The sequence below is a fragment of the Paenarthrobacter sp. CAP02 genome, assembly GCF_040137855.1.
In the GTDB taxonomy this organism is placed as follows: domain Bacteria; phylum Actinomycetota; class Actinomycetes; order Actinomycetales; family Micrococcaceae; genus Arthrobacter.
The window spans coordinates 266,627-293,425 of sequence record NZ_JBEEII010000002.1; the positions used below are offsets into that span (position 1 = coordinate 266,627).

Genomic DNA, 26,799 nt, shown 5'->3' on the forward strand with positions numbered 1-26,799 from the left:
TCGCCCGGTTTTCCTTCCGGATGCCGGGCGTAAGCTGGGGCCATGACTGAGGCTGTCATCGTTTCCACTGCAAGGAGTCCCATAGGCCGGGCCTTCAAGGGCTCGCTCAAGGACGAACGTCCGGACGACCTCGCAACCGCCATGGTCCAGGCTGCCCTGGCCAAGCTGCCCGGCTTCAATCCTGGTGCCGATGGTGGCAAGGGACTCGATGACATCCTGCTCGGATGCGCAGAGCCCAGCGGCGAGGCCGGCTCCAACATGGCGCGCGTGGTTGCGGTCCTGGCCGGGCTGGACCGCGTACCGGCGGCCACCATCAACCGCTTCTGCGCCTCGAGCCTCCAAACGCTGCGAATGGCCTTCCACGCCATCAAATCCGGAGAAGCCCACGCGATCGTCTCGGCCGGGGTGGAGAGCGTATCCCGGTACCAAAACTGGGCCGGAGCGGGTGAAACCGATACCGCCAACCACAATCCCCTTTTCGAGTCTGCCGCACAACGCACAGCTGCCCGTGCGGCCTCAAACATCCCGTGGACCGACCCCCGGCTGGGCGGGCGGTTGCCGGACATCTACATCTCCATGGGGCAGACCGCCGAGAACGTGGCCACAAGCTATGGCATCAGCAGGGCCGAACAGGACCAGTGGGGCGTCCTGAGCCAGAACCGCGCCGAAGCCGCCATTGCCTCGGGGTTCTATTCGCGCGAGATCACACCGTACACACGCAAGGATGGGGTTGTGGTGGACCGCGATGATTCGCCCCGGGCCGGGGTGACCCTTGAAGCGGTGTCGGCGCTTCAGCCCGTCTTCCGCGCGTCCGGGACAGTGACTGCGGGGAATGCCTGCCCCCTTAACGACGGCGCCGCCGCCGTGGTGGTCATGAGCGACACCCGGGCCCGAGAACTTGGACTTCAGCCCCTTGCGCGCGTCGTTTCGACCGGAGTGAGCGCCCTCTCCCCCGAGCTCATGGGCATGGGACCGGTGGAATCCTCCCGTCGGGCACTGGCGTTGGCCGGCCTGACAATGGACGACATTGATCTGGTGGAGCTCAACGAAGCCTTCGCGGTTCAGGTTCTCGCCAGCGCCCGTGAACTGGGGATCGACCCGGCCAAGCTTAACGTCCACGGTGGTGCCATCGCGTTGGGGCACCCCTTTGGGATGACCGGCGCCCGCATGACCAGCACGCTGCTGAATGGCTTGAAGGAGCGTGACGGGGCATTGGGGCTTGCGACCCTGTGCGTAGGCGGCGGGCAGGGCATGGCGGTGGTGTTCGAGCGCCTGAGCTAGCAGTGAATACAAAAATGCCCCCAAACATTGTTCGGGGGCATTTTGGCGTTTACTTGTCCGGCGGTTTTAGTCGTCGCCGCGCAGAATTGCCAGCAGGCGGATGATTTCGACGTAGAGCCACACCAGGGTGACCGTCAGGCCGAATGCGGCAACCCAGGAATAACGTTTCGGGGCACCGGCGCGGACGCCTTGCTCGATGCTGGTGAAGTCCATGATGAGCGAGAACGCTGCCAGGCCAATGGCCAGGATACCGATGAAGACGCCCAACGGGATGCCCGCGATCGTGATGCTGGTGCGGAGACCGAACGGCTCCTGCACGGCACCGGTCCACATCATGACCAGGTTAATGAGCGCGAAGACTGCGTAACCGATGGTGGCGATCATGAAGAAGCGGACCATCTTGGGAGTCGCACGGACCTTGCCACTCTTGAACAGGACCAGCGTGACACCGAAAACTGCAAGGGTGCCGATGACTGCCTGCAGGCCGACACCCGGGAACATGCCATCAAGGATGCGGGTGAGGCCGCCGAGGAACAGGCCCTCGAGGCCGGCGTAAGCCAGGATCAGCGCGGGCGAGGGCTGCTTCTTGAACGTGTTGACGAGGGCCAGGACGAAACCGCCCAGCGCGCCAACGATCATGAGCAGGCTGGAGAGAGCCGGGGCAACGAAGAGGGTTACACCTGCACCTATGACCAAAACCACGAGGCAGGCGACAGTCTTCATGATGACGTCGTCATACGTCATGCGCCCGGTGTCGGCGGGGCCGGCCGAGGGCTGGTTGTACATCTGCTGCAGCTGCTCGTTGGTCATGTTCTGCTGCTGAGCCGACCATGCGGCTTGGCCATCCATGACCTGCGAGGGTGCTCGACCGGCTTGGTTAAACTGCTGGCCGTAGGGATTTTGCGGTACAGGCGGGGCCTGCTTTGCTCCACGGAAATTCTTTCCGTTGAAGACTGGGTTTCCGCCAAGTGCCATTACGGGTGTCCTCCTGAAAAAGGGCTAAGTGATAGTTCACGGTACCAATTACCACGCCCGGGCGGCAGCGAAAGTTCCCTTGTTCACGAGGCCGAAACACAACCGTGACACGGAATTGGAACAGTGAACGGCGTAGGCGTTCGTCCGAACGTTTAGTAGCACCGTCAAACAACAAAGGTTTACTTAAGAAGCACTACATTGCTTGTTGCCTCCAGCTTCACAGTTGTTACCTGATCGCGATCTTTGCACTGCCGAACTGGGCATTCATTACTCCCCGCGAGCGGTAACATAGGCCACACATGGGTGACTTAGATCACATCGAGGCAGCTAGGCAAAGAGTTGTTCACAAGCCCCATGACCGTTCGCACCGGCCGCAATGGCGCAGCCGGGATCACCCCCACTGTGGAGGTTTCCATTTTGAGAAGCACACTGCGCGACCCGTCCATCAGACGGTCCAAGGGACTGCAGAGAGTAGTGGGGGCGCTTTTCGCTTCCCTCATTGCTGTTCTGTTGATCGCCGCCCCCGCGGCGGAGGCAACCACCCCCTCGCCTTCGCCATCAGCAACAAATTTCCAAAATAACATCAGCGGATTCCTCCGCGATGATGCCCGGGCACCCATACCCGGCGTCAAAATCAAGGCCTCAGGCAATGGCTTCCAGGGCGAAGCCACTTCTGGAGCCAACGGTGCCTGGAGCATCGGCGTCCCGGTCCAGGGCACTTACAGGGTAGAGCTGGACACTTCCACCCTGCCGGACGGCATCAAGCTCGCTGAAGGCCAGGACAATCCCCGCGATGTCACCTTCAGCCAGACCTCCAACCTGTCGGTGATCTTCGCCTTCGGCAAAGGCATTGTGATCCAGCAACAGGACTTCGGCCAGAACCTGCTCAACCGCCTCGTCGCAGGCCTGAGCTTCGGCTTGCTCCTGGCCCTTGCCGCTGTTGGCCTTTCCCTGATCTTCGGAACCACCGGCCTCACCAACTTCGCCCACGGCGAGATGGTCACACTGGGCGCGGTCTTGGTGTTCATGTTCAACGGCATGGGTCTGCCCTTCTGGTTGGCCATCCTGCTGGCACTGGTCGGCGGCGGAGTCTTCGGCTACGTCCAGGACGCTGGACTGTGGCGCCCGCTGCGTAAACGTGGCTCAGGCCTTGTCCCCATGATGATCGTCAGCATCGGCCTTGCCTTGGCAATCCGGTATGTCATCCAGTTCTTCTTCGGCGGTGCCACACAGCAGCTGCCCGGAGCCCAAAGTGCCGAGATCCAGATCGGCCCCGTGTCCATCACGCCGAACAACCTATGGTCACTGATCATCAGTGCCGTGGTCATCGCACTGGTGGGCATCGTCCTGCTGAAGACGCGGCTCGGCAAGGCAACACGCGCTGTGGCGGACAACCCCGCACTGGCAGCGGCATCCGGCATCGACGTCGACTCCGTGATCAGGCTTGTGTGGATCGTTGGCGGTGTCCTTGCTTCCCTCGGCGGCATCCTGTGGGCGTACTACCGGCCAGGCGTCACCTTCGACATGGGCTCGCAGATCCTGCTTCTCATCTTCGCCGGCGTGACCCTGGGCGGCCTGGGAACTGTCTTCGGCGCACTGATCGGCTCGATCGTCGTCGGCGTCTTCGTGGAACTGACAACCGTGTTCGGCCTCCCCGCCGACCTCAAATACGTCGGTGCCCTGTTCATCATGATTGTTGTCCTTCTGTTCCGACCGCAGGGTATCCTCGGCCGGCGTGAGCGTGTGGGTTAGGAGCGGGCCATGGATTTCGGATTTATTCTCTCCAGCGCCCTTGGCGAACTATTCAGTCCGACGACGGCGGCCTACGCACTTGCCGCTTTGGGCCTTGCGGTCCACTTCGGCTACTCAGGCCTGCTGAACTTCGGCCAGGCAGGTTTCATGGCCGTGGGTGCTTACGGCTTTGCCATCTCCACCCTGACGTTCAAGGCTCCGTTCTTCATCGGCCTGCTGATCGCCATCCTGTGTTCGGTGATCTTCGCCTTCATCCTCGGCATTCCGACGCTGAGGCTACGGGCCGACTATCTGGCCATTGTGACTATCGCGTCCGCGGAAATCGTACGGTACGTCGTCACTACCAACCAGCTGACCAGCGTCACTGGTTCGGCAAACGGCCTGGCCGCCTTCGAGGGCGATTTCTACGCCATGAATCCATTCCCCGAAGGCTCCTACATGGGCATGAACAACAGGGACTTCTTCATCCGCGTGGTGGGTTGGGCCTTGGTCATCGTTTGCTGCCTGCTGGTCTGGCTCCTCATGCGCAGCCCCTGGGGCCGCGTACTGAAGGGCATCCGGGAAGACGAGAACGCCGTTCGATCGCTCGGTAAGAACGTCTACTCCTACAAGATGCAGGCGCTGGTCATTGGCGGTGTGCTCGGCGCACTTGCCGGCATGATCTTCACGCTGCCCCGCGGCGCTGTCCAACCATCCAACTACGGCACCGAGCTGACGTTCTTCCTGTGGACCTGCCTCCTGCTCGGTGGCATGGCCACTGTCCTGGGGCCGGTCATTGGAGCCATGATCTTCTGGGTAGTGCTCTCGCTAACCCAGAGCCTTCTTTACGGCCTCATCGAATCGGGGGTCATCACGTGGCTGACCACTGTCCAGGCAGGCCAGCTGCGCTACATCCTGGTGGGTGTGGCACTGATGCTCCTGATGATCTTCCGCCCGCAAGGCGTCTTCGGCAATAAGAAGGAGCTTGCATTCGCATGAGTGAAATGAACGAACAAGACATCGACTACATGACCGATTCGCGGCCGATCGCCGTCGGGGAGAACCTGCCCGGCTGCAAGAAGCGTGACCCGATCGTGGTGGCAGAGGGCGTTACCCGTTCCTTTGGCGGCATCAACGCCGTCGACGTCGAGTACCTCGAAATTCCCCGCCATAAGATCACGGCCCTGATTGGGCCCAACGGTGCAGGCAAGACCACGCTGTTCAACCTGCTGACCGGTTTCGACACACCCAACTCGGGCAAGTGGCAGTTTGAAGGCAACAGTCTCGCCGGGGTGTCTTCCTACAAGGTGGCCCGCATGGGCATGGTCCGCACGTTCCAGCTGACCAAGGTCATGGGCAAGTTGACCGTCATGGAAAACATGCGCCTCGGCGCTGCCGACCAGCCTGGCGAACGGCTTTCCAAGGCCCTGTTCAAAGGCATGTGGGGTGGCCGGGAACGGGACATTACCGCACAGGCTGACGTCCTGCTGCAGAAGTTCAAGCTTGACGCCAAGAAGGACGACTACGCTGCGTCACTCTCCGGCGGCCAGCGCAAGCTCCTGGAAATGGCACGCTCATTGATGGTCCGGCCCAAGCTCGTCATGCTCGATGAACCCATGGCAGGCGTGAACCCGGCACTGACACAGTCGCTGTTGGACCACATCAAGAACCTCAAAGCCGAAGGCATGACTGTCCTCTTCGTTGAGCACGACATGAACATGGTCCGCCACATCGCTGACTGGGTGGTGGTCATGGCCGAAGGCAAGGTGGTGGCTGAGGGACCTCCGGGAGAAGTGATGAAGAACCCCGCCGTCATCGACGCCTACCTTGGCGCGCACCACGACGTCGATCTTGGCGACGCTGAAGGCATCAAGGAACTCGAAGCGGAACTCGTAGCCGACGATGAGTCGGTTGTCGGAACGGAAGATGCTGGCATCCTGTCCGACGTCGTAGAACCCAACAAGGAGGACCGGAAATGAGCAGTCCCGCCGCAATGCCGGCATCGGCAGCTGCCCCGGCGAGCGAATCCGTCGTCAAAGTCACCAACCTGGTGGCGGGCTACATCCCGGGCGTCAACATCCTTAACGGCTGCAGCATCGAGGCACGCAAGGGTGAACTGATCGGGATTATCGGACCCAATGGCGCCGGCAAGTCCACCCTGCTCAAGGCCATGTTCGGCCTGGTAAAGGTGCACTCCGGCACTGTTGTGGTCCGCGGGCAGGACCTCACCGGGTTGAAGGCCAACAAGCTGGTCACCCAGGGCGTAGGCTTTGTTCCGCAGACCAACAACGTCTTCGCTACCTTGACCATTGAAGAGAACCTCCAGATGGGCATGTTCCAGCGGCCCAAGGTCTTCGCCGAGCGCTTCGACTTTGTCACCAGCCTGTTCCCGGAACTGGGCAAGCGGCGTGCACAACGCGCCGGGTCCCTCTCGGGTGGCGAACGCCAGATGGTGGCCATGGGCAGGGCCCTCATGATGGACCCGGCTGTGTTGCTGCTGGATGAGCCGTCGGCCGGCCTCTCCCCCGTCAAGCAGGACGAGACGTTCCTTCGCGTCCACGAGATCAACCGTGCCGGCGTGTCCGTGATCATGGTGGAACAGAACGCACGCCGCTGCCTTCAGATCTGTGATCGCGGCTACGTCCTGGACCAAGGCAAGGACGCGTACACGGGTACGGGCCGTGAGCTCATGAAAGACCCCAAGGTGATCCAGCTGTACCTGGGCACCCTGGCGGACGAGGTCTAGTAGATCCACGACGCTCCAACACCACGTGGGCCCCAGCTCGGTTACTGAGCCGGGGCCCACGCTTTGTTGTGGGGCCCGCTCTGCGCCCCATACTCCCCTCATGGCGCGCAGAGCAGGCCTCACAACATGCGTCGCCAGCAACCCGTGGCATGCTGGATTGGTGAAAGACGGGATCAGCGAGGAGCAGCAGCGGCTTCTGTCCTCGTGGCTGGGCCCCTTCGAGGTCATCAGCGACCACTCCTGGCCCATGCAGGACACCACGGTCCTGCAGCTCGGCACCCCGGATGGCGGGCGTTACATCGTCAAGGCCAGCCAAACCAGCCACCACATCCGCCGCGAGATCGCCGCCTATTCCCGTGGAATGCCAGGTCTGGAAGGCCGCGTGCCCGTCCTCCTCCATGCTGCCGCCGACGCCCGGCTGCTGGTCACGCGTTTCCTCCCGGGGACACTTGTTGCGGGAAGCAACGCCGAACAGGACCCGGAAACCTACCGGCAGGCGGGCAGCATCCTGGCCGCGCTGCACCAGCCGGCAGGTATTTCCCACAGCTACGTGCGGGCGTTGAAGACCCGGACGGGTTCCATCATCAAGCGGGCAGTCTCCCTGCTCCCCCGGCAGACCCTGGAGCAGCTCACAGTGGCCCTTGATGGCGTCGTGCCGGGCCCTGCTGAGCTGGTCACCACCCACGGCGACTACCAGCCGCGCAACTGGCTGACGGACGACGGCGAGGTGAAAGTCATAGACTTCGGCCGTGCCGACCGGCGCCCCTGGGTCCACGACCTTGTCCGACTCAACCATCAGCAGTTCTTGGGGAATCCCACGCTCTCGGAGGCCTTCTACGAGGGCCTGGGAAGGACAGTCGAGTCAGGGCAGGACCGGCAGCTTTTGCGGCTTGAGAACCTGAACCAGGCCGTCGGCACGGTGGTCTGGGCACACGACGTCGGCGATCCTGTCTTTGAGCGGCAGGGCGTGGAAATGGTGGATCGCGTGCTTAGCCACGACGCGGGGTCACTTACGGCCCATGGTGAGCCCCCGCATTGACCGTAAGTGACCCCGCGTTGAGTTAAAACACACAGGTCCCCTTCCTCCGGGAGGAAGGGGACCTGTTGCGTTTGCTACCGTCTCAGAGCTTAGAGCTTGCCGAACTCTTCGCGGACCGGCTTGTAGGTGTTGTCATCCTGGTACTGGTAGATACCGATGTACGCCTCGGTGGGGTCACCGGCGTCGGAGAACGTGACTGGACCGGACTGGCCGTCGTAGTCGATGTCCTTACCCTGGCGGAGCAGGGTAACGCAGGCTGCGTAGCTGTTGCACTTCTCGCCGCCTTCAGAAACTTCCTTCAGCTTGGCTGCGATGTCGGTGCCCTTGGTGCTCTTGGCCGCCTCGGAGGCCAGGGCGATCAGGTTCACGGCGTCGTAGGATTCACCTGCGTAGCTGTAGTCCTTCAGGGCCGGGTCGATTGCCAGGAGCTTCTTCTTGAAGTCATCCTTGGCGAACGTGCCGGGAATGGTTCCCTGCGCGCCCTTCAAGGTACCCGGCTGGAAGTCCTTGCTGTAATCAGAGGTGTTGCCGTCGACCATGAACAGCTGCGTGGGCTTGATGCCCTTGCCGGTGATCAGCGGGACGATGCTCTTGGCCTGGTCGAAGGTGATCAGTGCGATGGCGTCCGGCTTGGCGGCCAGTACCTTGTCCACCTGGCTGCTGAACTGCGAGTCACCTTCGTTGAAGAGTTCCTCGGCCACAACCTTTCCGCCGGCTGCCTCGAAGGCTTCCTTGACGTTCTTCTGCAGGCCGGTTCCGTAAGCGTCGTTGAGGACGATCATGCCAACGGTCTGGGCTCCACAGGTGGCCATGTAATTACCGAGCACCTTGCCCTGCAGGACGTCGGACGGTGCAGTACGCCAGTAGAGGCCCTTGTCGTCCCACGTGGTGAAGTCAGGCGACGTGTTCGCAGGCGAGAACTGGATGACACCGGCACCGGTGATCTGGTTGATGACGGTCTTGGAAACACCGGAGGAGGCAGCACCGATAATGGCGCTGACACCCTGTCCAAGGAGTGCCGTGGTGGACTGCGTGGCGATGTCGGTCTTGGTGTCACCGGAGTCGCGGTGGACCACGGATACGGGAGCACCCAGGACGCCGCCGGCGTCGTTGACTTCCTTGATGCCGAGGTTCACACCGGCGATTTCCGGTGGGCCAAGGAACGCCAGCGACCCCGTTGTCGGCAGGAGCGATCCAAGCTTGAGCGGCGTGGAAGTAGTAGTGGTCGAGGGAGGTACAGGTCCAGAGTTGGTGGCAGCCGCGCTGTTGCCGGCTCCCGCCCCCGCACTGGGCGCCGGGCAGGAAATTCCTGCTGCGGACGCGGCGGATGACGACCCAGTTTGTGTTGGAGTCGAAGACCCACCACAAGCTGTGGCCAAGAGAGCGACCCCAATGCCAAGCGCGGTTAGCTTGGCGGCTCGGGGCGCCGCTGGGGAAAGATCAAACATTCGTTGTCTCCTCGATCGAAAGGTGCGAACTGCCTTTGATGCGATTACTCAGGTGTTCCTGATTAAGACTCAAACTAATGCAATTGATCGGCGAACATAAGTGATTCAGGTCACATCCCTATAACACTCGTTGCCTGTGGGAAATCTACGAGGTTGCTGGGAAATGGCGCCGAACCCGGCACCCGCGTCCGCGGAAGGGAGAAACAGCTCTCACCTTCCGCCGTGCCCCAGGTGGGACTCGAACCCACAACACGCGGATTTTAAGTCCGCTGCCTCTGCCAATTGGGCTACTGGGGCGCCCGCACCATGGTATCCCAGCTACAGCCTGTTGAAGGGTTCGGCGTAGCGGAAGGTGCCCCGAACGCCGTCGGGCCATTCCGGCAAGGGCAGCAACTGGAAGTGCGCGCCCCATGCCGCCTCCGGCGCATCAACGCCCAGTGACGAGGCCGGCACATAACCGAAACGAGGGTAGTAGGCGGTGCTGCCGAGCAACGCTATACCGCGCTCCCCCAAGGCTGTTGCCCGCGCTGTCGTTTCACGCATCAACGCCGTTCCGACGCCGCGCCGTTGGAACGTGGGCAGCACACCAATGGGGCCCAAACCCAGGACTGGCAGCTCGTCGATCCAAGCCCTTGTTGAGATGGCATGACCCACGATCTCCCCACCGATCTCAGCAACAAGGCTGAGTTCGGGAATGTATCCGCTGCATTCGAAAAGCTCCCGCAGCAAGCCAACCTCAACGGGCGTTCCCTCGACCGGCTCACCTGTCACGGGAGAGACGGAGAATGCGCGGGCCGTCAGGTCCAGGATCTCAGCCCTGTCCCCCGGCCTTTCCGAACGCAGCACCACTCCCCTGGACAGCAACTGGAGCACCTCCATGGCACGGCCCGTATCAGCAGCCGCCACCAACAGGTGGTCGTGGTGGAATCCAGCGAGGACGTTGCAGCTGATTCCCGCGTGCGTCAGGGCCGCGCTGACCGCTGCTGTGAGACCTACGGCTTCGAGGGCGGAGTGGACCTGGAGGGTGATCCACGAGGCCACGAAATCGTAGGTGAGGCCCAGCCGATCGGCTTCGTCCCTTCGCAGGACGACGGTCAGTCCTTCGGCCTCGCGCACAGCCGCCTCCACCCCGCCCTCCAGGGGACGCCCGTGCGGCCACAGCGCGTACACGTACTCACCGTCGCGGACCACGGGATGCAGGGACTGCAGGAGGGTTTTCAGGTCGGTTTCACCGGGCATGCCACCAGTCTAGGGGCCGCGAAATCGCGGCCGCTTAAACGCCGACGGCGGCCACTCCCGCTCAGGGGGTGGCCGCCGTCGTGCGTGTACTACTTGGCGTCAGCCGTTACCGGAGTCTTGGCTTCCTCGGCAGCGGGCTTGGCTTCGGCGGGTGCCGGGGCAGCTGCAGGCTTCGGGGCCGGCGTTGCTGCGGCCACGAAGGCACCGCGCGGGTTGTCGAGGTCGATCAGCTGCGTGGTGTCGCGGCCTGCGAAGAAGGCCAGGATCCAGCCGAAGACCACGCGGAACTTGCGCTCCACGGTGGGCATCGCCATGCCGTGGTAACCACGGTGTGCCAGCCAGGCGAGGCCGCCCTTGAGGCCGATACGGCCGAGCAGGTTGATGTTTGCAACACCCTTCCACTCGCCGAAGCCGGCCACAGCACCAAGGTTCTTGTGCTTGTAGTCGTGCAGCGGCTTGTCCCAGCGGGAAGCCCAAAGGTTCTTGGCGAGCTTCTTGGCCTGGCGAAGAGCGTGCTGGGCATTGGGGACGCAGGTGCCGTCCGGCAGGCCCTTGCCCGTGAGGTCCGGAACAGCGGCGATGTCGCCAGCGGCCCAGGCGTTCTCCACGATGCCTTCGTCGCCTGCGATGCGCAGGTCCGGGAGGACGCGGACGCGGCCGCGGGGTTCCAGCGGGAAGTCCGTGGAGCGGATCATCGGGTTGGCCTGCACGCCGGCAGCCCAGACCAGGGTGTCCGCTTCAACTTCCTGTGCCGGAGTCTTGTCCGGCAGGTTGATGAGCTTGAGGGTACCCTCGGCGCTGTCCAGGGAGGTGTTGAGGAGAACTTCGATGCCGCGGCTACGGAGGTGCTCCACAACCCATTCTGCCTGCGAAGCGGTGACCTCGGGCATGATGCGTCCCATGGCTTCGACCAGGATGAAGCGGACTTCTTCCTGGCGGATGCGCGGGTTGTTGCGCACTGCGGCGCGGGCGAGGTCTTCCATTTCGGTGAGGCACTCGATGCCGGCAAAGCCGCCGCCGACAACCACGAAGGTGAGGGCCTTGGCGCGCTCTGCGGGGTCGGTCATGGTGGAAGCGGCTTCGATGCGCTCGAGGAGCTTGTTGCGCAGTGCAACAGCTTCCTCGATGGTCTTCAGGCCGATGCCCTTGTCCGCGAGGCCCTTGATGGGGAACGTACGGGTGATGGCGCCAGCGGCCATAACGACGTCGAAGTACGGGATTTCGAAGTTCTCGCCGCCATCGGCCGGGGCGATGACCGCGGTGCGGTTGGCGTGGTCGATGCTGGTGACGCGGCCCTGGATGAGCTCAGTCTGCTTGAGGTGCTGACGGTGCGAGACGACGGCGTGGCGTGCCTCGATGTTGCCGCCTGCAACTTCCGGAAGGAAGGGCTGGTAGGTCATGTACGGCAGGGGATCGACGACGGTGACGATGCCGCCCGCGTTCGCGATCTTCTTCTGCAGTTTGAGGGCTACGTACAGGCCGACGTAACCGCCGCCGACGACGAGGACCCGGGGACGGTCAATGAGCTCAGGGGTGGTTGCCATGAGTCCAGAGTACAACACTTTGTGAAAATCTTCACTAACTACTTTTTGCCGGGTGGATCCACCGCTTCCATCACTCCGGTTTCGGCCTCCTCCACCACCGGACCGGGACGCTTGGAAACCCTTCGGAGTTGAATCGCGGCACCAACGATCAGCGCGACAAAAAGGCCGCCAAAACCCAGGACGACGGCGGCAGGGAGTGCGTCATCCATGGTCGCCGGCGTCTTGGCTGCCGGAACGGTGGGATCAGCCAAGGTGGGCGCGGCGCTGGTAGGGCTCGCGACCGGTGCCTGCGACGGCACGCTGAGATCTCCGCGGCGATGGACACGGATCCAGTCCGCGATGGAGCCCAAGGGATTACTGGCCGCCGCGGGCACATCATCCTTGAGGGCAGCTTCCGCGTTGAGGATGCCGTACCCGTACAGCGGGTCCTTACCCGGAGCACCTGCGTCCTTTGCCGTGCTGACGATCCTGTTAATGACCTGGCTGGCGCTCATCTCAGGCCACTTGGAACGGATCAGTGCGGCAACACCGGAGACGATCGGTGCCGCCCCGGACGTGCCGGCCCACTCGGCGTAGCCCGCGCCCGGCATCGCACCCACCAGCTTTTCGGCAGGGGCCGCCACCCCAATGCTGATCCCCTGGGAGGAGGAGTCCACGCTGGCGCGTCCCTCGCCGTCAAGCCCGGCGACGGTCAGGACACCGGGGATGGTGGCGGGGGCGCCGACCTGGATGTTGCCGCCAACCCGGTTACCGGCGGCGGCCACAATGACAACATCCTTTTGCTCGGCATAAAGAAACGCCGCGTCCCAGCTCTGTGGCCAGTCCGGCGAGGTGCTGCCCAGCGATATGTTGATGACTTTGGCGCCGTTGTCCACGGCCCAGCGAACAGCGTCCGGGATTTGTTCCTGGTCCGTCTTGCCGCCTGGGTTCGGGGAGCCGAGCCAGGTGGAGACCGAAAGGATCTGCGCCTCAGGCGCGACACCTACGATTCCGTCAGGCCCGCCTGCGGGAGGGGTGGTAGGCGGCGCAGCGGGAGGCGCGGAGGCGGATGCTGAAGGCGAGGCCGTGGGCGTAGTGTGTCCCCGGCCAGCCAACATGCTTGCCACCAACGTCCCATGCTCGGTCTTGGCGCCAATGCTCTTCTGCCCGTTGGGTGCCCCGGCACCGGATACATCGGTGCCCCCGACCACGACGCCGTTGAGGTCGGGATGGCTGCCGTCGATGCCGCTGTCGATGACCGCGACCTTGACGCCTGCTCCCTTGGAAACCTGCCAGGCGTTGGTGATCCCGGAGTCCTTGAGCCAGAACTCCTTGTCACGCCAGGCATCGGCGTTGGCGGCCGGAGCCGTGAGCAGCGCACCCGCGAGGGTCCCGCCAGCCAGGGTGCTGGCCAGCGCAACCGAAAGGGAGCGGCGTCGCAACGTCATTCGGCTCCCCGGATACTCAGCGCAATGCCGTCCAGGATGTCGTGCTCGCTGGAAACAGCGGCACTGATGGCACCGTCGCTGACCTCGGCCAGGCGCGCCAGGATGCGGCGCCATACCAAGGCACCGGCACCAATGACATCCACGCGCCCGGGGTGCATGTAGGGAAGCGCCGCCCGTTCCTCGCGGGTCATTTCGAGGAGGTTGGTGGCGGCGTCGCTGATGGTTTCCAGGTCCAGGGAGGCACCATGGATCTGGTCCGGCCGGTATTCGCTGAGCCCCAGCGCGTGCGCGGTGATGGTGGTGATCGACCCGGCAACGCCGACGACGGCGGTGGCGCGGTTCAGCGGCACGGCCTGGGCTGCAAGCGCAAGGGCGGCATCGACGTCGGCCTCTGCTGCGGCGATCTGCGCGGCAGTGGGCGGATCGCTGCGAAGGTGGCGTTCCGTCAGACGCACGCATCCAATGTCCACGGAACGGGCAGCAATCACCCCGGTGGAGTCCCCCAGGACGAATTCGGTGCTGCCACCGCCCAGGTCCACGACCAGGATGGCGTCCTCACCCGTTGCGGGAAGGACGCTGCTGGCCCCCGCGAACGAGAGCGCGGCTTCCTCATCTCCGGAAATCACTTCAGGCTCGACGCCCAGCAGCTCCCGGATCCCGTCCACGAAAACCTGGCGGTTGCGGGCATCGCGGGTTGCCGATGTGGCCACGAAACGGACACGCCCGGCATCGTGTTCCCTGATGAGCCCTGCATAGTCCCCAGCGGCAGCGAACGTGCGTTCCAGGGCTTCCGGGGCGAGTTCGCCGGTGGCATCAACGCCTTGCCCGAGCCGCACTACGCGCATTTCGCGCACAACGTCCGTCAAGGGCCCTGGAGCTCCCTGGGCCGCGGTGTCCGCGATGAGCAGGCGGATGGAATTGGTTCCACAGTCGATCGCGGCGACGCGGCTCATGCTGTGCCCTCCTGCTCACTGCCGGCCTGCTCACGGCCGGACTGCTCGCCGGCAGTGTCGGTTTTCGGCTTCCGCACGGGTGCGGGCCGGCCCACGATGTCGGGCAGGCCCTGCGGACCATGGCGGCTGAGATCACGGGAAGGGGCCTCCCCCGCCGTATCCCAGGCGCCGTCGCAGTAGCAGCGGTCCTTGGTCCACCACTCGGAGATGGCTTCCAAGGCCTCGTCCCCCAAGGGGTTCACGCCGGATCCGGCAGCCAAGGAATGACCCACCAGCACGTGCAGGCACTTGACCCGGGTGGGCATGCCACCAGCGGAGATGCCATCGATTTCCGGCACGGCCCCGGTTCCGGAACGGTCGGCAATATCGTTGCGTGCCTGGAGATACGCCTCATGTGCCCCGCGGTAGGACTCGGCGAGTTCCCCGTCCTCGGTCAACCGGTCGTTCATCCGGTTCATGAGCCCGCCCGCTTCCAGCCGCGACACCGCGGAGGTGATGACCGGGTGGGTCAGGTAGAACGTCGTGGGAAACGGTGTTCCATTGCTCAGCCGGGGCGCTGTGGCCGCAACCAGCGGGTTGCCGCAGACGCACCGCGCGGGGATCTCAACGACGTCCCGGACCGGCCTGCCGAGCTGGCGGCTGAGGACCTCGAGATCGTGTGCCGACGGCTGGCGGGATTCCTGGGGCAGGGCTGCCGTGTACTCTTCCACGTGCGTTGCCAACCTTCCTGCCCGTTAGTCGTGTCCCAGGCGGGAACGACGGCGGTGGGCGCCGCTTCTAGTCAGTTGCCGACCGTCTGATTGACTCCCAAAGAGCATCCACCCATGGCAGATTCTCCGGGTTTGCAGACGAGCCGGAGCCGGTGCGGCCACCCGGCGTGCCAGCGGCTTCCTGCCCGCCAAACACCCAGTAGCCCGTTTCACCCGGCATAACCATGTTAATGCGGTCGCGGGCCTGCTGTTTCACATAGTTGGGGTCCTGCCACCGTGAGATCTGTTTGTTCAGCTCGGTTTGCTCGGCCTTGCGGCTGGCGATTTCGCCCTCCAACGCCGAAATCTCGGCACGTTTCTCCAGGAAGATCTTCACCGTGGGAGCCAACATGATGGTGATTGCAATCATGACCACGGCCAACGCAAGCATTCGACCGGAGAATGCCTTCGCAGGAACGGGATCGGCCTCACGCCCGTCCTTGGCAGACGGGGTCGACCGTCCCGGGCCGCCGGACACAGCTTTGGCCGAGGCAGCCGGTTTCTTTCCGGTGGCGGGGGCTTTCCCGGACTCCGTGGGCTTCTTTGGGCTCTTGCTGCCGCTGCCGGCCGCCTTGGCGGGCGTCGCCGTCGTCGTCGGTTTCGAAGCGGTGCGGGTGACACCGAACTCTGCCTTGATGACGTCGGCCCCGCCCTTGTCCGGGCTTGCTGCCCCGGCCGCCTCGGGACGGGGAGCCGGGGTGGACGGCCGGGCTGCGCTGGAGCCGGAGCCCAAGGCGTCGGCCCTGGGTACCTTCGGACGACGGGTAGCCATGACACTCCTGTAATGCCCGGTGCTTGCCTGGCGGGTTGCTGCGCTTGCTTGTTTGAGGTGGCCAGCGTTAAACAGAACCGGTGGCCATGGTCTTTCCACCATAGCCACCGGTCAGCTGTTTTCGCGGAATGCTAGCCCTTGAAACGCGGGAACGCGCTGCGGCCGGCGTAGCGTGCGGCGTCGTCGAGTTCTTCTTCGATGCGCAGCAGCTGGTTGTACTTGGCGACACGCTCGGAGCGGGCCGGGGCACCGGTCTTGATCTGGCCCGCGTTGGTGGCAACGGCGATGTCAGCAATGGTGGTGTCCTCGGTTTCGCCGGAGCGGTGCGAGGTGATGGTGGTGTAACCGGAGCGCTGAGCCAGCGAAACGGCGTCGAGCGTTTCGGTCAGGGAACCGATCTGGTTGACCTTGACCAGCAGGGAGTTGGCCGTTGCGGCGTCGATGCCCTGCTGCAGGCGGACCGGGTTGGTGACGAAGAGGTCGTCGCCCACCAGCTGGACCTTGTCACCAATGGTGTCGGTGAGGGTCTTCCAGCCTTCCCAGTCGTTCTCGTCCAGCGGGTCCTCGATGGAAACCAGCGGGTAGTCGGCAACGAGCTCGGCGTAGTAAGCGCTCATCTCGGTGGCCGAGAGGGCTTTGCCTTCGAACTGGTAGGCGCCGTCCTTGTAGAACTCCGAAGATGCGACGTCCAGGGCCAGGGCGATGTCCGTGCCCGGGGTGTAGCCGGCGTTCTTGATGGCTTCGGTGATCAGGTCAAGTGCCGCACGGTTGGACGGCAGGTTGGGAGCGAAGCCACCCTCGTCGCCGAGGCCCGTGGAGAGGCCCTTTTCCTGGAGGACGGACTTGAGGTTGTGGTAGACCTCAACGCCCCAGCGCAGGCCTTCGGAGAAAGTCTCGGCACCGATCGGGGCGATCATGAATTCCTGGATGTCCACGTCGGAGTCGGCGTGCGAACCACCGTTGAGGATGTTCATCAGCGGAACGGGCAGCACGTGGGCGTTGGGGCCGCCGAGGTACTTGTACAGCGGCAGGTCGGCCGAAGCTGCTGCGGCGTTGGCCACGGCCAAGGAAACACCCAGGATGGCGTTGGCGCCGAGCTTGCCCTTGTTGGGGGTGCCGTCCAGGTCGATCATGGCCTGGTCGATGCTGCGCTGGTCTGTGGCGTCGAAGCCGATCAGGGCCGGCGAGATCTCGTCGATGACTGCGTCAACGGCCTTCTGGACACCCTTGCCGAGGTAACGGCCCTTGTCGCCGTCACGGAGTTCGACAGCTTCGTGCTCACCGGTGGAAGCACCGGACGGAACTGCTGCGCGGCCGATCTGGCCGTCGGAGAGCAGGACCTCAACTTCAACGGTCGGGTTTCCGCGGGAATCAAGGATCTCGCGTGCGTGGATGGCATCGATAAGCGCCATGGATGTGCTCCTTATGGGCAAATTACAGGAATGAGGAGGGAAATTCTCAACGTCCTCGTCGCTACTAGCGTAGTCCAGAGTGGCTCAGGTTACGGAACGACTTCCAACCTTTCACGTCATGAACCCTGGGCCTGGTCGTTCTGAAACGATCGAACCGTGGCGCGGAGGGCCCGTTCGGCGTCGAGTCCTTCCTCCCGGGCCGCGGCGACGATGGCGAGCAGCAACTCACCAAGCGCCTCTTCCGAGGCCGGAACAGCAGGAAGTCCGACGGCGGCCAGCGCGCCTTCCGCGTCGACGTCCAGCCCCGAACGGACGGCCCTGTCCAAGGACTTCTGCGCCGCTGCCAACGCAGGAAGGTGCGGCGGAATGCCCTCGAAGGGGTCCGTCCGTTCGGGCTTCTCGGCCCGTTTTGCGGCGTCCCATTTCACGATGATTTCCTCGACACTGGCCGGGAAACTCTCCTGCAGGGAACCGTCGGCCTTGAAGACGTGCTGGTTGCGCCGGACCATCTTGGCGTTGATGGACCGGGCTACGTCGTCGAAGGTGAAGCTGCCGCGCTCCTCGGCGAGCCGGGCGTGAAGTACTACCTGAAGCAGTACATCGCCCAGCTCGCCGCGGAGTTCGCCGTCCCTCACGGGTGAGTCGCCGGCCTCGATCGAGTCCACCACTTCGTAGGCTTCCTCGATCAAATACTCCACCAGTGACTCGTGGGTCAGCGCCCCCATCCAGGGACAATGCTCCCGGAGCGCGGCGACGCTGCCCAGCAGCTGGTTCAGGGGAGAATCAGGCGAGGTTGGCGTAGGCATCGTTGATGTACTCGACCAGGGCTTCACGCTCGTCCAGCGGCAGGAAGGCTGCCTCTGCTGCGTTGAGGGTGAGCTCGAGCAAATCGTCGAGGTCGTAGTCGAACGTTTCCACCAGGAGCTCGAACTCGTCCGTCAGGGTGACGCCACTCATGAGCCGGTTGTCCGTGTTGATGGTCACATTGAAACCGAGCTGGAACAGCATGTCCACGGGGTGGCTTTCGATGCCCTCTCCGAAGCTTGCGATCGCACCCGTCTGCAGGTTCGATGACGGGCAGACCTCCAAGGCAATGCCGCGGTCGCGGACCCAGGCGGCCACGCTGCCGATGGTGACCATGCCGATCACGTCCTCGCCGTCGTCGTCGGAGTTGTCCTCGAACTCAACCGAGATGTCCTCGGCGATCCTGACGCCGTGGCCGAGGCGCAGGGCCCGGCCGTCAACCAGTGCCGACTGGATGCTGTCCAGGCCCGCAGCTTCACCGGCGTGGACGGTTGCGGGGAAGTTGTTTTCGGCGAGGTAGGTGAAGGCATCCTTGAAGCGGGACGGCAGGAAACCGTCCTCTGCGCCGGCAATGTCGAAGCCGACGGCGCCGTTGGCCCGGTGACGGACGGCGAGCTCGGCGATCTCCTGGCCGCGGTCAGCGTGGCGCATGGCGGTGATCAGCTGTCCTACCTGGATCTGCTGTCCGCGCTCCTCGGCCGCGTCAACACCGGCTTCGAGGCCGGTCTGGACGGCCTCCACCACCTCGTCGAGGGTCAGGCCCTTCTGGAGGTGCTGCTCAGGAGCCCACCGGACTTCACCGTAGACCACGCCGTCCTCGGCGAGGTCCTCCACGAATTCCTTGGCGACCCGGAACAGGCCCTCCTTGGTCTGCATGACGGCAATGGTGTGGTCGAACGTTTCAAGGTAGCGGACCAGCGAGCCGGAGTCGGCGGACTCGCGGAACCAGGCGCCCAATGCCACGGGATCGGTGGAGGGCAGGGTGTGGCCGACGGCTTCGGCCAGTTCAATGATGGTGCCTGGGCGGAGTCCTCCGTCCAAGTGATCATGGAGGGAAACCTTTGGCAGGCTCTTCAGGTCGAAGTCAAGGGCAGGGGCGGCGTCAAGTATGGGCTCAGTCACGTACTAAGACTAGTCCCACCGGCAAGTGGAGGCCGCTTAGCCGGTCGGTTTGGAGAGGTCGACGCCGGCAACCGCGTTGTGTTGTGAGTCCGGCTTGGGTGCCTGCGCAGGTGCCGCTGCCTCGCGGGCATGATCCTTTTTCTCCAAGTACTTGTGCCACCAGCGCAATGCGTGGTCCACCACGATGCCCAGGACCACCGCGAATGCCACGGCAATGCCCACACCGAGCAGCGGGTTGTTGTGTACCCACTGGCCCGCGAGGATGCCGATGCCGATGGAGTATCCCACCCACGTGACGCACGCAAAGGCGTCCAGGAGGAAGAAGGTCCGGTGGCGGAAGCCGGTCTGTCCCGCAACGTAGTTCACCGCGACGCGTCCCCACGGAATGTAGCGAGCCGTGAAGATGAGGACCGCTCCGCGCTTATCCAGCTCGTATTGGGCCCAGGCGAACATCTTCTGGACTTTGGGTCGTCGCATCCACTTCCAGCGGGTGAGGCCGATTTTACGGCCCAGCATGTAGGCCATGTTGTCGCCCGCCATGGCACCGATCAGTGCTGTAGCCCCGAGGATCCACAGGTTGGGCTCTCCGCTGTGAAGGGACAGCGCCGAGAGGCCAACGATGGCCGTTTCACTGGGGAGGATGGTGGCAAATCCGTCAATAAAGAAGAAGACAAGGAGTACCGGGTAAATCCAGGGCTGCCCGGCTGCATGCTCGAGCATTTGGTTCAAAGACTCCACGCGGTGGTAGCTCCTAGATGAATATGACTTGACACTGTGACCAAAGTCGCTATTAGTGTCCCACGGCCGGGACGTCGTTCGCTACGTCCCAGCCTTGGGATCACGCGTTTAACGCTACCGGTGCACTGCTCGTTCCTGCGTCAGCCGCGGGACTGATCTTGGGGAGCCGCCCACGTCATACCGTGGGTGGAGGTGGAGCGCCTTCCCCGGGAATGTTTTTTCGGTCCAGCGGCACGGATCCGCGGACCCTGCTGATGATGCGATCAATAATGACGCCCAGGATCACGGCTACGACGATCGCTATTACTGCGCCCAACAGATGGTTGTGCTCGAACCACACTCCGAAGAAGTAGCCAAGCACCACGGAATACGAGGCCCACAGGATCGCGGACATGGCCGTCAGGCCGACGAAGCGCCGGTGATTGAACTTCGTGGCACCCGCTGTCAGGTTGACCGCCACCCGCCCGATTGGGATGAACCGCGCCACCATGATCAGGGAGGCTGCCCGACGTCGGAGTTCCTTGCCCGCCCAGAGGAAGGCGCCCTGCATCCGTGGCGTACGCATCCATCGCCAGCGCTGGATGCCAATGCGTTGGCCAATAAGGTAGGCGATGTTGTCCCCCGCGAAAGCCCCCAGGGCCGCCATGAAGCCCAGCAGCCACACATTGGGCACACCGCTGCTGCCGGACACGGCGCTCAGGCCCACCACCACCGATTCGCTGGGGATCGGTGGGAAGAAGCCATCGATCACGCAGCAGGCCAACACCAGGAACAACACCCAAGGCTGCCCTGCCGCGGCGAGGATGAAATCGTTGATGCCCTGCACTGTGTCCTTAAGGTAGCCGGCTCACCGTAGCGCCGGATGACTCCATTGTCCGGGCTGATCCTGAGGGCCAGCCCGGAACAATTAAGCCTAGGCGATGCGGTCGATGATGAGCTGATGCGCCGGACGTGATCCCTCGGGCGCAATCACCATCGCGTCCTGGAGTGCTTCCTTGGCGCGGTCGAACTTTTCCGGGGTGTCCGTGAGCAGCGTCATCAGGGGCTCGCCGGCGCGCACCAGGGCACCCGGCTTGGCATGCAAGCGGACGCCTGCTCCGGCCTGGACCTGGTCCTCCTTGCGGGCCCGTCCGGCACCAAGGCGCCAAGCGGCGACACCCACAGAGAGCGCATCCAGCTCCATCAGGATGCCGTCAGCGGGTGCGTAGACAACCTCGGATTCCTTGGCCACAGGCAGTGCAGCCCGGGGATCCCCGCCCTGGGCTTCGATCATCCTGTTCCACACGTCCATGGCCCGGCCGTCCTTGAGGGCGGCTGCCGGATCGGCGTCGTGGATGCCCGCACCGGCGAGCATCTCCTCGGCCAACCGGACAGTCAGTTCGACGACGTCTTCCGGACCGCCGCCGGCAAGGACCTCCACCGACTCCTCAACCTCGATCGCGTTGCCCGCGGTCAGGCCCAGCGGAGTGGACATGTCGGTGATCAGTGCCACGGTGTGGACTCCGGCATCCTTCCCCAGAGCCACCATCGTCTCAGCCAGCTCCCGTGCCCGTGCCTCATCCTTCATGAATGCGCCCGAACCCACCTTGACGTCCAGCACCAGCGAGCCAGTGCCTTCCGCGATCTTCTTGCTCATGATCGACGAGGCAATCAGTGGAATGGCTTCCACGGTCCCCGTGACGTCGCGCAGCGCGTACAGTTTCTTGTCCGCCGGCGCGAGCCCGGAACCGGCTGCGCAAATAACCGCACCCACGTCCTGGAGCTGTGCCATGATCTCGTCATTGCTCAAGTTGGCCCGCCAGCCGGGAATGGCCTCGAGCTTGTCCAAGGTGCCGCCGGTGTGGCCCAGGCCGCGGCCCGAGAGCTGCGGGACCGCGACGCCGAAGACCGCCACGAGCGGTGCCAGCGGCAGGGTGATCTTGTCCCCGACTCCACCGGTGGAGTGCTTGTCGCTGGTAGCCTTCCGGCCGCCGTCGGGCGTTGTCAGCGACGAAAAGTCCATCCGTTCGCCCGAGGCGATCATGGCAGATGTCCACCGCGAAATCTCGGCGCGATCCATGCCGTTGAGCAGGATGGCCATGTTCAGGGCCGCCATCTGTTCATCGGCGATCACACCACGGGTGTAGGCATCGATGGTCCAGTCGATCTGCTCGGGAGTCAGCGTCCCTTTGTCCCGCTTGATGGAAATAATCTGGACGGCGTCAAACGCTTCTGTGGTCACGCGGTTTCCTCCAAATGTTCGGGACCAAAGGCGTCAGGCAGCACCTGGTCCATGGATTTGATGCCCTGCGTTGTCATGAGCTGCATGCCCGGTGCCCGGAATTCGTAGAGCAGCTGGCGGCAACGCCCGCACGGCATGAGGACGTTGCCCTGGCCATCCACGCAGTAGAACGCGGCGATCCTGCCGCCACCGGTCATATGGAGCTGTCCCACGAGAGCACATTCTGCGCAAAGGGTCAGGCCATAGCTGGCATTCTCCACGTTGCAGCCACTGATAATCCGCCCGTCCTCGGTAAGGGCCGCAGCCCCCACCGGAAACTTCGAATATGGCGCGTAGGCATGCTCCATGGCCCGCTTCGCGGCATCTTCCAGGGCGCCCCAGTCGACGTTGCTTGCCGGCATGGTCAACCCTTCACGTACGGTATGCCGCTTGCGGCCGGTGGCCGCGACTTACCCACCAAACCGGCGACGGCGAAGATGGTCACCAGGTACGGCAGCATGGCCATGAACTGGCTCGGAACGGGAGTACCGATGATGCCCAGGATGGACTGCAGGTTGTAGGCAAAGCCGAACAGCAGCGAAGCCAGGAAGGCACCGATCGGGTTCCACCGGCCAAAGATCAGCGCTGCCAGGGCGATAAAGCCGCGGCCACCGGAGATGTCCTTGGTGAAGGAATCGATGGTGACCAGCGTGAACACCGCACCCCCGATACCGGCGATGGCACCGCCCAGGGTGACGTTCCAGAACCGGGTGGCGTTGACGTTGATGCCCAACGTGTCCGCCGCCTGCGGGTGTTCGCCGACGGCACGGACGCGAAGCCCCCACCGGGTCTTGAACAGGCCGAACCAGACCACGGCCACCGCGACGTACATCAGGTAGCCGGCGATGGACTGCTCAAACAGGATCGGTCCGATGATGGGGATGTCAGAAAGCAGCGGGATCGGAAGGATGTCCAGGCGGCCCGGGGTGTTGAACTGCTCCTTGTTGGGCACCATCAGGGTGCCGAAAAGGAAGCCGGTGAGCCCGGAGACCAGGACGTTGAGCACCACGCCAACAATGATCTGGTTGACCAGGTATTTGATGCTGAACACGGCCAGGACCATGGACACTGCGGCACCTGCGGCAGCGGCAGCGATCAGGCCGATGTAGGGGCTGCCGGTAATGGTTGCCACCAAGGCCGCGGTGAATGCGCCACCCAGGAGCTGGCCCTCGATGGCGATATTGACCACGCCGACCCGCTCACACAGGACGCCCGACAACGAACCGAAAACCAAGGGTACGGCCAGCGTCACCGAACCGGCGACGAGGCCGGCCAACGAGATGGACGGCTGGCGTGCACCTGCCACGATCCACACCAGCAAGGCAAACACGAACACCACGGCAAACGCGATAGGCAGCCACTTCGGTGAGCGCTCCCCCCGCGTCCACAAATAGATCGAGTAGGCCGCCATGGCGAGCAGGAGAATGCCCAGGACAACCCCGCCCACCTGGCCCGGGATCATCAAGGCCGGCACGACTACGGCATCCCCGGAGTCGCTGATCTTCATCTCGGCGGTCTTGTCCGGGCCCAGGAATCCAAAGAAGACCAGGGCTATCAGCGCCAGGACGCCAAGTGAGATGGGGACTTTCATGGACGGCCTGAACGCAGGCAGGGCTGTTGCTCCCGCCCTGGGAGCGGTGGTCGTAGCGCTCACTTGGCACCTCCGGTGGCGTTGGCAAGGGCAGCCTTCGGGGCCGCTTTGGGTGTCTTGGTCTTCTTCTTGGGTTCAAGCCTGAAGATGGACCGGATCAGCGGCGGCGCCGCGATGAACAGGACAATCAGCGATTGCACCACCAGCACGATATCGATGGGTGTGCCCGTCTGGATCTGCATCTGCACGGCTCCAGCGCGGAACGCACCGAACAGCAAGCCAGCAAAGAATGTCCCCCACGGCGTGCTGCGGCCAAGCAGGGCCACGGTGATGGAATCGAAGCCGATCTGGGCTGCGACGCCCCCTGTCAGTACCTTTTCGGTACCGGCAACCTGGGCGACGCCGCCGAACGCAGCTAACGCGCCGGCCATGGCCATCACCAGGATGGTGGCGCGGGATACCTTCACGCCGGCGGTCCTTGCCGCGACGGGGTTCGCACCGACGGCACGGAATTCAAAGCCGATGGTTGACCGGTTGAGCAGCCACCACACGCCGTAGGTCAGTGCCACTGCCACGAGGAAGCCAAGGTGGAGCCTGGAGCCCGGGATGAGCACAGGGTAGGTGGCCGACTCGTCAAGGCGCGGCGAGATGGGGCTGTTGTCCCCCGGACGGCGGAATGCCGCCGTGTTCAGGAGGAAGTCCAACAGAAACAACGCCACGTAGTTCAGCATGATGGTCACGATTACCTCATGCGCACCGGTCCGGGCCTTGAGGATGCCAACGATCGCACCCCACACTGCGCCGCCCAAGACACCCATGATGAGGACCACCAGCAGGTGCAGGCCGAACGGCAGGTGCCATGCGAAGCCCACGTAAGCCGCCAGGGTGGCGCTGATAATGATCTGCCCCTGGGCACCGATGTTGAACAGGCCCGCACGGAACGCCAAGGCGACGCCGAGGCCCGCACAGATCAGCGGGGTGGCAACGGTCATGGTCTCCAGGATGGGCTTGAAGCCTTCGCGGGGACTAAAAACGGAGCCTTGGAAGAGTGCGCCGTAGCTCTCGGTCATCGCAGCCCACAAGGCACTCAGGAAGTCCGTGGGCCGGGCGAAGAGGTAGCCTGCGGTCTTGGCGACCTGGCTGTCCGTGCTGGCAATCAGCAGGCCACCCAGGAAGAGCGCGACGATGACCGCCAGGACGGAGACGAAGCCGTTGCCCATAACGATGCGGCGCATGACGCTGCCCTGCTGGTGGCCCGAGTCTCCGCTCTGGGAGGACACCGGAACAATGGACGGTTCCAGCATTCCGCCGGCAGTATCAAGCGAGACGTCCGCGGCACGTACTTCCGCCGTGGATTCAGCGGGGGTCTGATCGCTCTGAGCCTGATCCTTCTCAGTCATCTGAGCCTCCTTCCGGGCCGACGCCGGCCATCATCAAGCCGAGGGTGTCCCGGGGAGTGCCCGCGGGGACAATGCCCACGAGCTTGCCCTTGTACAGCACCGCGATTCGGTCTGCGAGCTCAATGACTTCATCAAGCTCAGTGGATACGATCATCACCGGTGTTCCGACATCCCGCTCGGCAACGATGCGCTTATGCAGGAACTCGATGGAGCCCACATCCACGCCGCGGGTGGGTTGGCTTGCGATGAACAGGCGCAACGGGCGGGACAGTTCCCGCGCCATGACGACCTTCTGCTGGTTGCCGCCGGACAGTGTTCCTGCAGCCGAACCGGCCGAAGGGGTCCGGATGTCGAACTCCTCGATCTTGGCTTTGGCGTGCTCGGCGACCTTGGCGGGCTTCATGCTGATGCCACTGGCGAACGGGGCCTGGTCGTAGAGGTCAAGCACCAGGTTCTCGGCCACCGAGAACGGACCCACGAGTCCGTCCACGGTGCGGTCCTCCGGGACGAAGCCGACGCCGGACCGCAGCACATCCTTGACCGGCAAGCCAAGCAACTGCTTGCCGTCCAGGGTCACGGATCCGGTCACGTGCTCCTGCACGCCCAGGATCGCTTCCGTCAGTTCGGTTTGGCCGTTGCCCTGGACGCCGGCGACGGCGAGGATCTCACCTTGGGCGATGTCGAAGCTGATGCCATCCACCACGTTGGTGCCGTTGGCCGCACGCACGGTCAGGTTCTCCACGACGAACGTGGTTTCCTTCGGCTGTGCCGGTGCTTTGTCCAGGCTCAGGCTGACAGGCCGGCCCACCATCATGGAGGCCAGCTCGGTAGCGGATGCCGTGGGAGGAGCATCGCCAACTACTTTGCCGCGGCGGATGACGGTGATGACGTCCGAAACAGCCTTCACTTCGCGGAGCTTGTGCGAAATGAAGACAATGGACGTGCCGCCCGCCTTGAGCTGCCGCATGATGTCCAGGAGTTCATCGGTTTCCTGGGGTGTCAGCACTGCCGTGGGCTCGTCGAGGATGAGCACCTTGGCTTCGCGCACCAGTGCCTTGATGATTTCAACGCGCTGCTGGACCCCTACGGGGAGGTCCTCAACGAGGGCGTCGGGATCAACATCGAAACCGTACCTGTCGGAGATCTCCCGGATCTTCCTGCGGGTTTCGTCGATGCTCAGGACGCCGCCGAATGTTGTTGGTTCAGCGCCGAGGGCCACGTTTTCTGCGACCGTGAAGACGGGAACCAGCATGAAGTGCTGGTGCACCATGCCAATGCCCGCCGCCATGGCGTCGCCGGGGCCGCGGAAGCTGACGGGTTTGTCATCCACCAGGATGTGGCCGGCAGTGGGCTCGTAGAGCCCGTAGAGCACGTTCATGAGGGTCGATTTGCCGGCCCCGTTTTCGCCCAGGAGGCAATGGATCTGTCCGGATTCGACCACGAGGTCAATGTCTTGGTTGGCGTAGAAGGTCCCGAAGGCTTTCGAGATCCCCTTCAATTCGAGTTTCACAACTCCACCGTTCTGTGAGTCCGAGGGACTTTACTGCCCACAAGCCGTGGCTTGGGTT

Annotated in this window: 24 protein-coding genes and 1 tRNA gene; 6 read left to right on the plus strand and 19 right to left on the minus strand. The window is 63.7% G+C overall.

The window, feature by feature from the left end; genetic code table 11:
• Positions 1–42: 42 nt before the first annotated feature.
• On the plus strand, positions 43–1,281 hold the full coding sequence (locus tag ABHM97_RS04090; RefSeq protein ID WP_349469700.1) for an acetyl-CoA C-acetyltransferase: 1,239 nt from the start codon (positions 43–45) through the stop codon (positions 1,279–1,281).
• A gap of 66 nt (positions 1,282–1,347) precedes the next feature.
• Here the strand turns inward: ABHM97_RS04090 and ABHM97_RS04095 are convergent, their stop codons facing one another.
• Positions 1,348–2,256, minus strand: a complete 909-nt coding sequence (locus ABHM97_RS04095; protein ID WP_349469702.1) for a Bax inhibitor-1/YccA family protein — start codon at positions 2,254–2,256, stop codon at positions 1,348–1,350.
• Between the two features lie 354 nt (positions 2,257–2,610).
• On the opposite strand from ABHM97_RS04095, the gene ABHM97_RS04100 reads away from it, so the two are divergent.
• The 5 genes from ABHM97_RS04100 (at position 2,611) to ABHM97_RS04120 (ending at position 7,772) form a co-directional block, all read left to right on the plus strand.
• The gene (locus ABHM97_RS04100) at positions 2,611–4,008 is read left to right on the plus strand and encodes a branched-chain amino acid ABC transporter permease (RefSeq protein ID WP_349469703.1); all 1,398 of its coding nucleotides are present in this window, start codon (positions 2,611–2,613) and stop codon (positions 4,006–4,008) included.
• A gap of 9 nt (positions 4,009–4,017) precedes the next feature.
• The gene (locus ABHM97_RS04105; protein WP_235519291.1) at positions 4,018–4,986 is read left to right on the plus strand and encodes a branched-chain amino acid ABC transporter permease; all 969 of its coding nucleotides are present in this window, start codon (positions 4,018–4,020) and stop codon (positions 4,984–4,986) included.
• Complete coding sequence (locus ABHM97_RS04110; protein WP_235519290.1) at positions 4,983–5,966, plus strand: ABC transporter ATP-binding protein; 984 nt, start codon at positions 4,983–4,985, stop codon at positions 5,964–5,966. The genes ABHM97_RS04105 and ABHM97_RS04110 overlap by 4 nt, the downstream gene beginning before the upstream one ends.
• Complete coding sequence (locus ABHM97_RS04115; RefSeq protein WP_349469704.1) at positions 5,963–6,733, plus strand: ABC transporter ATP-binding protein; 771 nt, start codon at positions 5,963–5,965, stop codon at positions 6,731–6,733. The genes ABHM97_RS04110 and ABHM97_RS04115 overlap by 4 nt, the downstream gene beginning before the upstream one ends.
• A 100-nt stretch (positions 6,734–6,833) precedes the next feature.
• Entirely contained in the window at positions 6,834–7,772 is a 939-nt protein-coding gene (locus ABHM97_RS04120; RefSeq protein WP_349469705.1) for an aminoglycoside phosphotransferase family protein, read from the plus strand.
• A gap of 89 nt (positions 7,773–7,861) precedes the next feature.
• Here ABHM97_RS04120 and ABHM97_RS04125 read toward each other — a convergent pair whose 3' ends face one another.
• The 18 genes from ABHM97_RS04125 to ABHM97_RS04210 all read right to left on the minus strand — a co-directional run bounded on the left by ABHM97_RS04125 (position 7,862) and on the right by ABHM97_RS04210 (position 26,741).
• Entirely contained in the window at positions 7,862–9,220 is a 1,359-nt protein-coding gene (locus ABHM97_RS04125) for an ABC transporter substrate-binding protein (protein WP_349469706.1), read from the minus strand.
• Between the two features lie 223 nt (positions 9,221–9,443).
• A tRNA-Leu gene (locus ABHM97_RS04130) sits at positions 9,444–9,517 on the minus strand.
• A 21-nt stretch (positions 9,518–9,538) separates the two neighbouring features.
• Complete coding sequence (locus ABHM97_RS04135) at positions 9,539–10,459, minus strand: N-acetyltransferase (protein ID WP_349469707.1); 921 nt, start codon at positions 10,457–10,459, stop codon at positions 9,539–9,541.
• Between the two features lie 89 nt (positions 10,460–10,548).
• Complete coding sequence (locus ABHM97_RS04140) at positions 10,549–12,003, minus strand: NAD(P)/FAD-dependent oxidoreductase (protein ID WP_235519274.1); 1,455 nt, start codon at positions 12,001–12,003, stop codon at positions 10,549–10,551.
• A 38-nt stretch (positions 12,004–12,041) separates the two neighbouring features.
• A complete protein-coding gene (locus tag ABHM97_RS04145) occupies positions 12,042–13,430 on the minus strand; it encodes a S8 family serine peptidase (protein ID WP_349469708.1) in 1,389 nt (462 codons plus the stop codon).
• Positions 13,427–14,383: a Ppx/GppA phosphatase family protein gene (locus ABHM97_RS04150; RefSeq protein WP_349469709.1), complete on the minus strand. Its 957-nt coding sequence runs from the start codon at positions 14,381–14,383 to the stop codon at positions 13,427–13,429. The genes ABHM97_RS04145 and ABHM97_RS04150 overlap by 4 nt, the downstream gene beginning before the upstream one ends.
• Positions 14,380–15,093: a DUF501 domain-containing protein gene (locus ABHM97_RS04155; RefSeq protein ID WP_349469710.1), complete on the minus strand. Its 714-nt coding sequence runs from the start codon at positions 15,091–15,093 to the stop codon at positions 14,380–14,382. The genes ABHM97_RS04150 and ABHM97_RS04155 overlap by 4 nt, the downstream gene beginning before the upstream one ends.
• Before the next feature lie 67 nt (positions 15,094–15,160).
• Entirely contained in the window at positions 15,161–15,904 is a 744-nt protein-coding gene (locus tag ABHM97_RS04160) for an FtsB family cell division protein (protein WP_349469711.1), read from the minus strand.
• Between the two features lie 131 nt (positions 15,905–16,035).
• The gene (gene eno / locus ABHM97_RS04165; RefSeq protein ID WP_235519264.1) at positions 16,036–17,316 is read right to left on the minus strand and encodes a phosphopyruvate hydratase; all 1,281 of its coding nucleotides are present in this window, start codon (positions 17,314–17,316) and stop codon (positions 16,036–16,038) included.
• 116 nt (positions 17,317–17,432) lie between these two features.
• Positions 17,433–18,122, minus strand: coding sequence for a MazG nucleotide pyrophosphohydrolase domain-containing protein (locus ABHM97_RS04170; RefSeq protein WP_349469712.1), 690 nt, complete (start codon positions 18,120–18,122; stop codon positions 17,433–17,435).
• On the minus strand, positions 18,100–19,242 hold the full coding sequence (locus tag ABHM97_RS04175; protein ID WP_235519261.1) for an adenosine deaminase: 1,143 nt from the start codon (positions 19,240–19,242) through the stop codon (positions 18,100–18,102). Before ABHM97_RS04175 ends, ABHM97_RS04170 begins: the two co-directional genes overlap by 23 nt.
• Before the next feature lie 36 nt (positions 19,243–19,278).
• The gene (locus tag ABHM97_RS04180; protein WP_235519744.1) at positions 19,279–19,962 is read right to left on the minus strand and encodes a DedA family protein; all 684 of its coding nucleotides are present in this window, start codon (positions 19,960–19,962) and stop codon (positions 19,279–19,281) included.
• Positions 19,963–20,155: 193 nt separating this feature from the next.
• Positions 20,156–20,806, minus strand: a complete 651-nt coding sequence (locus ABHM97_RS04185) for a DedA family protein (protein WP_349469713.1) — start codon at positions 20,804–20,806, stop codon at positions 20,156–20,158.
• A gap of 87 nt (positions 20,807–20,893) precedes the next feature.
• Complete coding sequence (locus tag ABHM97_RS04190; protein ID WP_349469714.1) at positions 20,894–22,201, minus strand: thymidine phosphorylase; 1,308 nt, start codon at positions 22,199–22,201, stop codon at positions 20,894–20,896.
• Positions 22,198–22,602, minus strand: coding sequence for a cytidine deaminase (locus ABHM97_RS04195; RefSeq protein WP_235519258.1), 405 nt, complete (start codon positions 22,600–22,602; stop codon positions 22,198–22,200). Before ABHM97_RS04195 ends, ABHM97_RS04190 begins: the two co-directional genes overlap by 4 nt.
• A 2-nt stretch (positions 22,603–22,604) precedes the next feature.
• Positions 22,605–23,894, minus strand: a complete 1,290-nt coding sequence (locus ABHM97_RS04200) for an ABC transporter permease (protein WP_235519257.1) — start codon at positions 23,892–23,894, stop codon at positions 22,605–22,607.
• Positions 23,891–25,231, minus strand: coding sequence for an ABC transporter permease (locus ABHM97_RS04205; RefSeq protein ID WP_349469715.1), 1,341 nt, complete (start codon positions 25,229–25,231; stop codon positions 23,891–23,893). Before ABHM97_RS04205 ends, ABHM97_RS04200 begins: the two co-directional genes overlap by 4 nt.
• Positions 25,224–26,741, minus strand: coding sequence for an ABC transporter ATP-binding protein (locus tag ABHM97_RS04210; protein ID WP_235519248.1), 1,518 nt, complete (start codon positions 26,739–26,741; stop codon positions 25,224–25,226). Before ABHM97_RS04210 ends, ABHM97_RS04205 begins: the two co-directional genes overlap by 8 nt.
• Between the last annotated feature and the right edge of the window lie 58 nt (positions 26,742–26,799).

Excerpts from the sequence above, each read along its gene's own strand:
- ABHM97_RS04090 (WP_349469700.1), top strand. The coding sequence starts at position 43 with ATGACTGAGGCTGTCATCGTTTCCACTGCAAGGAGTCCCATAGGCCGG.
- ABHM97_RS04095 (WP_349469702.1), bottom strand. The coding sequence starts at position 2,256 with ATGGCACTTGGCGGAAACCCAGTCTTCAACGGAAAGAATTTCCGTGGA.
- ABHM97_RS04100 (WP_349469703.1), top strand. The coding sequence starts at position 2,611 with ATGACCGTTCGCACCGGCCGCAATGGCGCAGCCGGGATCACCCCCACT.
- ABHM97_RS04105 (WP_235519291.1), top strand. The coding sequence starts at position 4,018 with ATGGATTTCGGATTTATTCTCTCCAGCGCCCTTGGCGAACTATTCAGT.
- ABHM97_RS04110 (WP_235519290.1), top strand. The coding sequence starts at position 4,983 with ATGAGTGAAATGAACGAACAAGACATCGACTACATGACCGATTCGCGG.
- ABHM97_RS04115 (WP_349469704.1), top strand. The coding sequence starts at position 5,963 with ATGAGCAGTCCCGCCGCAATGCCGGCATCGGCAGCTGCCCCGGCGAGC.
- ABHM97_RS04120 (WP_349469705.1), top strand. The coding sequence starts at position 6,834 with ATGGCGCGCAGAGCAGGCCTCACAACATGCGTCGCCAGCAACCCGTGG.
- ABHM97_RS04125 (WP_349469706.1), bottom strand. The coding sequence starts at position 9,220 with ATGTTTGATCTTTCCCCAGCGGCGCCCCGAGCCGCCAAGCTAACCGCG.
- ABHM97_RS04135 (WP_349469707.1), bottom strand. The coding sequence starts at position 10,459 with ATGCCCGGTGAAACCGACCTGAAAACCCTCCTGCAGTCCCTGCATCCC.
- ABHM97_RS04140 (WP_235519274.1), bottom strand. The coding sequence starts at position 12,003 with ATGGCAACCACCCCTGAGCTCATTGACCGTCCCCGGGTCCTCGTCGTC.
- ABHM97_RS04145 (WP_349469708.1), bottom strand. The coding sequence starts at position 13,430 with ATGACGTTGCGACGCCGCTCCCTTTCGGTTGCGCTGGCCAGCACCCTG.
- ABHM97_RS04150 (WP_349469709.1), bottom strand. The coding sequence starts at position 14,383 with ATGAGCCGCGTCGCCGCGATCGACTGTGGAACCAATTCCATCCGCCTG.
- ABHM97_RS04160 (WP_349469711.1), bottom strand. The coding sequence starts at position 15,904 with ATGGCTACCCGTCGTCCGAAGGTACCCAGGGCCGACGCCTTGGGCTCC.
- eno (WP_235519264.1), bottom strand. The coding sequence starts at position 17,316 with ATGGCGCTTATCGATGCCATCCACGCACGCGAGATCCTTGATTCCCGC.
- ABHM97_RS04170 (WP_349469712.1), bottom strand. The coding sequence starts at position 18,122 with ATGCCTACGCCAACCTCGCCTGATTCTCCCCTGAACCAGCTGCTGGGC.
- ABHM97_RS04180 (WP_235519744.1), bottom strand. The coding sequence starts at position 19,962 with ATGCTCGAGCATGCAGCCGGGCAGCCCTGGATTTACCCGGTACTCCTT.
- ABHM97_RS04195 (WP_235519258.1), bottom strand. The coding sequence starts at position 22,602 with ATGCCGGCAAGCAACGTCGACTGGGGCGCCCTGGAAGATGCCGCGAAG.
- ABHM97_RS04205 (WP_349469715.1), bottom strand. The coding sequence starts at position 25,231 with ATGACTGAGAAGGATCAGGCTCAGAGCGATCAGACCCCCGCTGAATCC.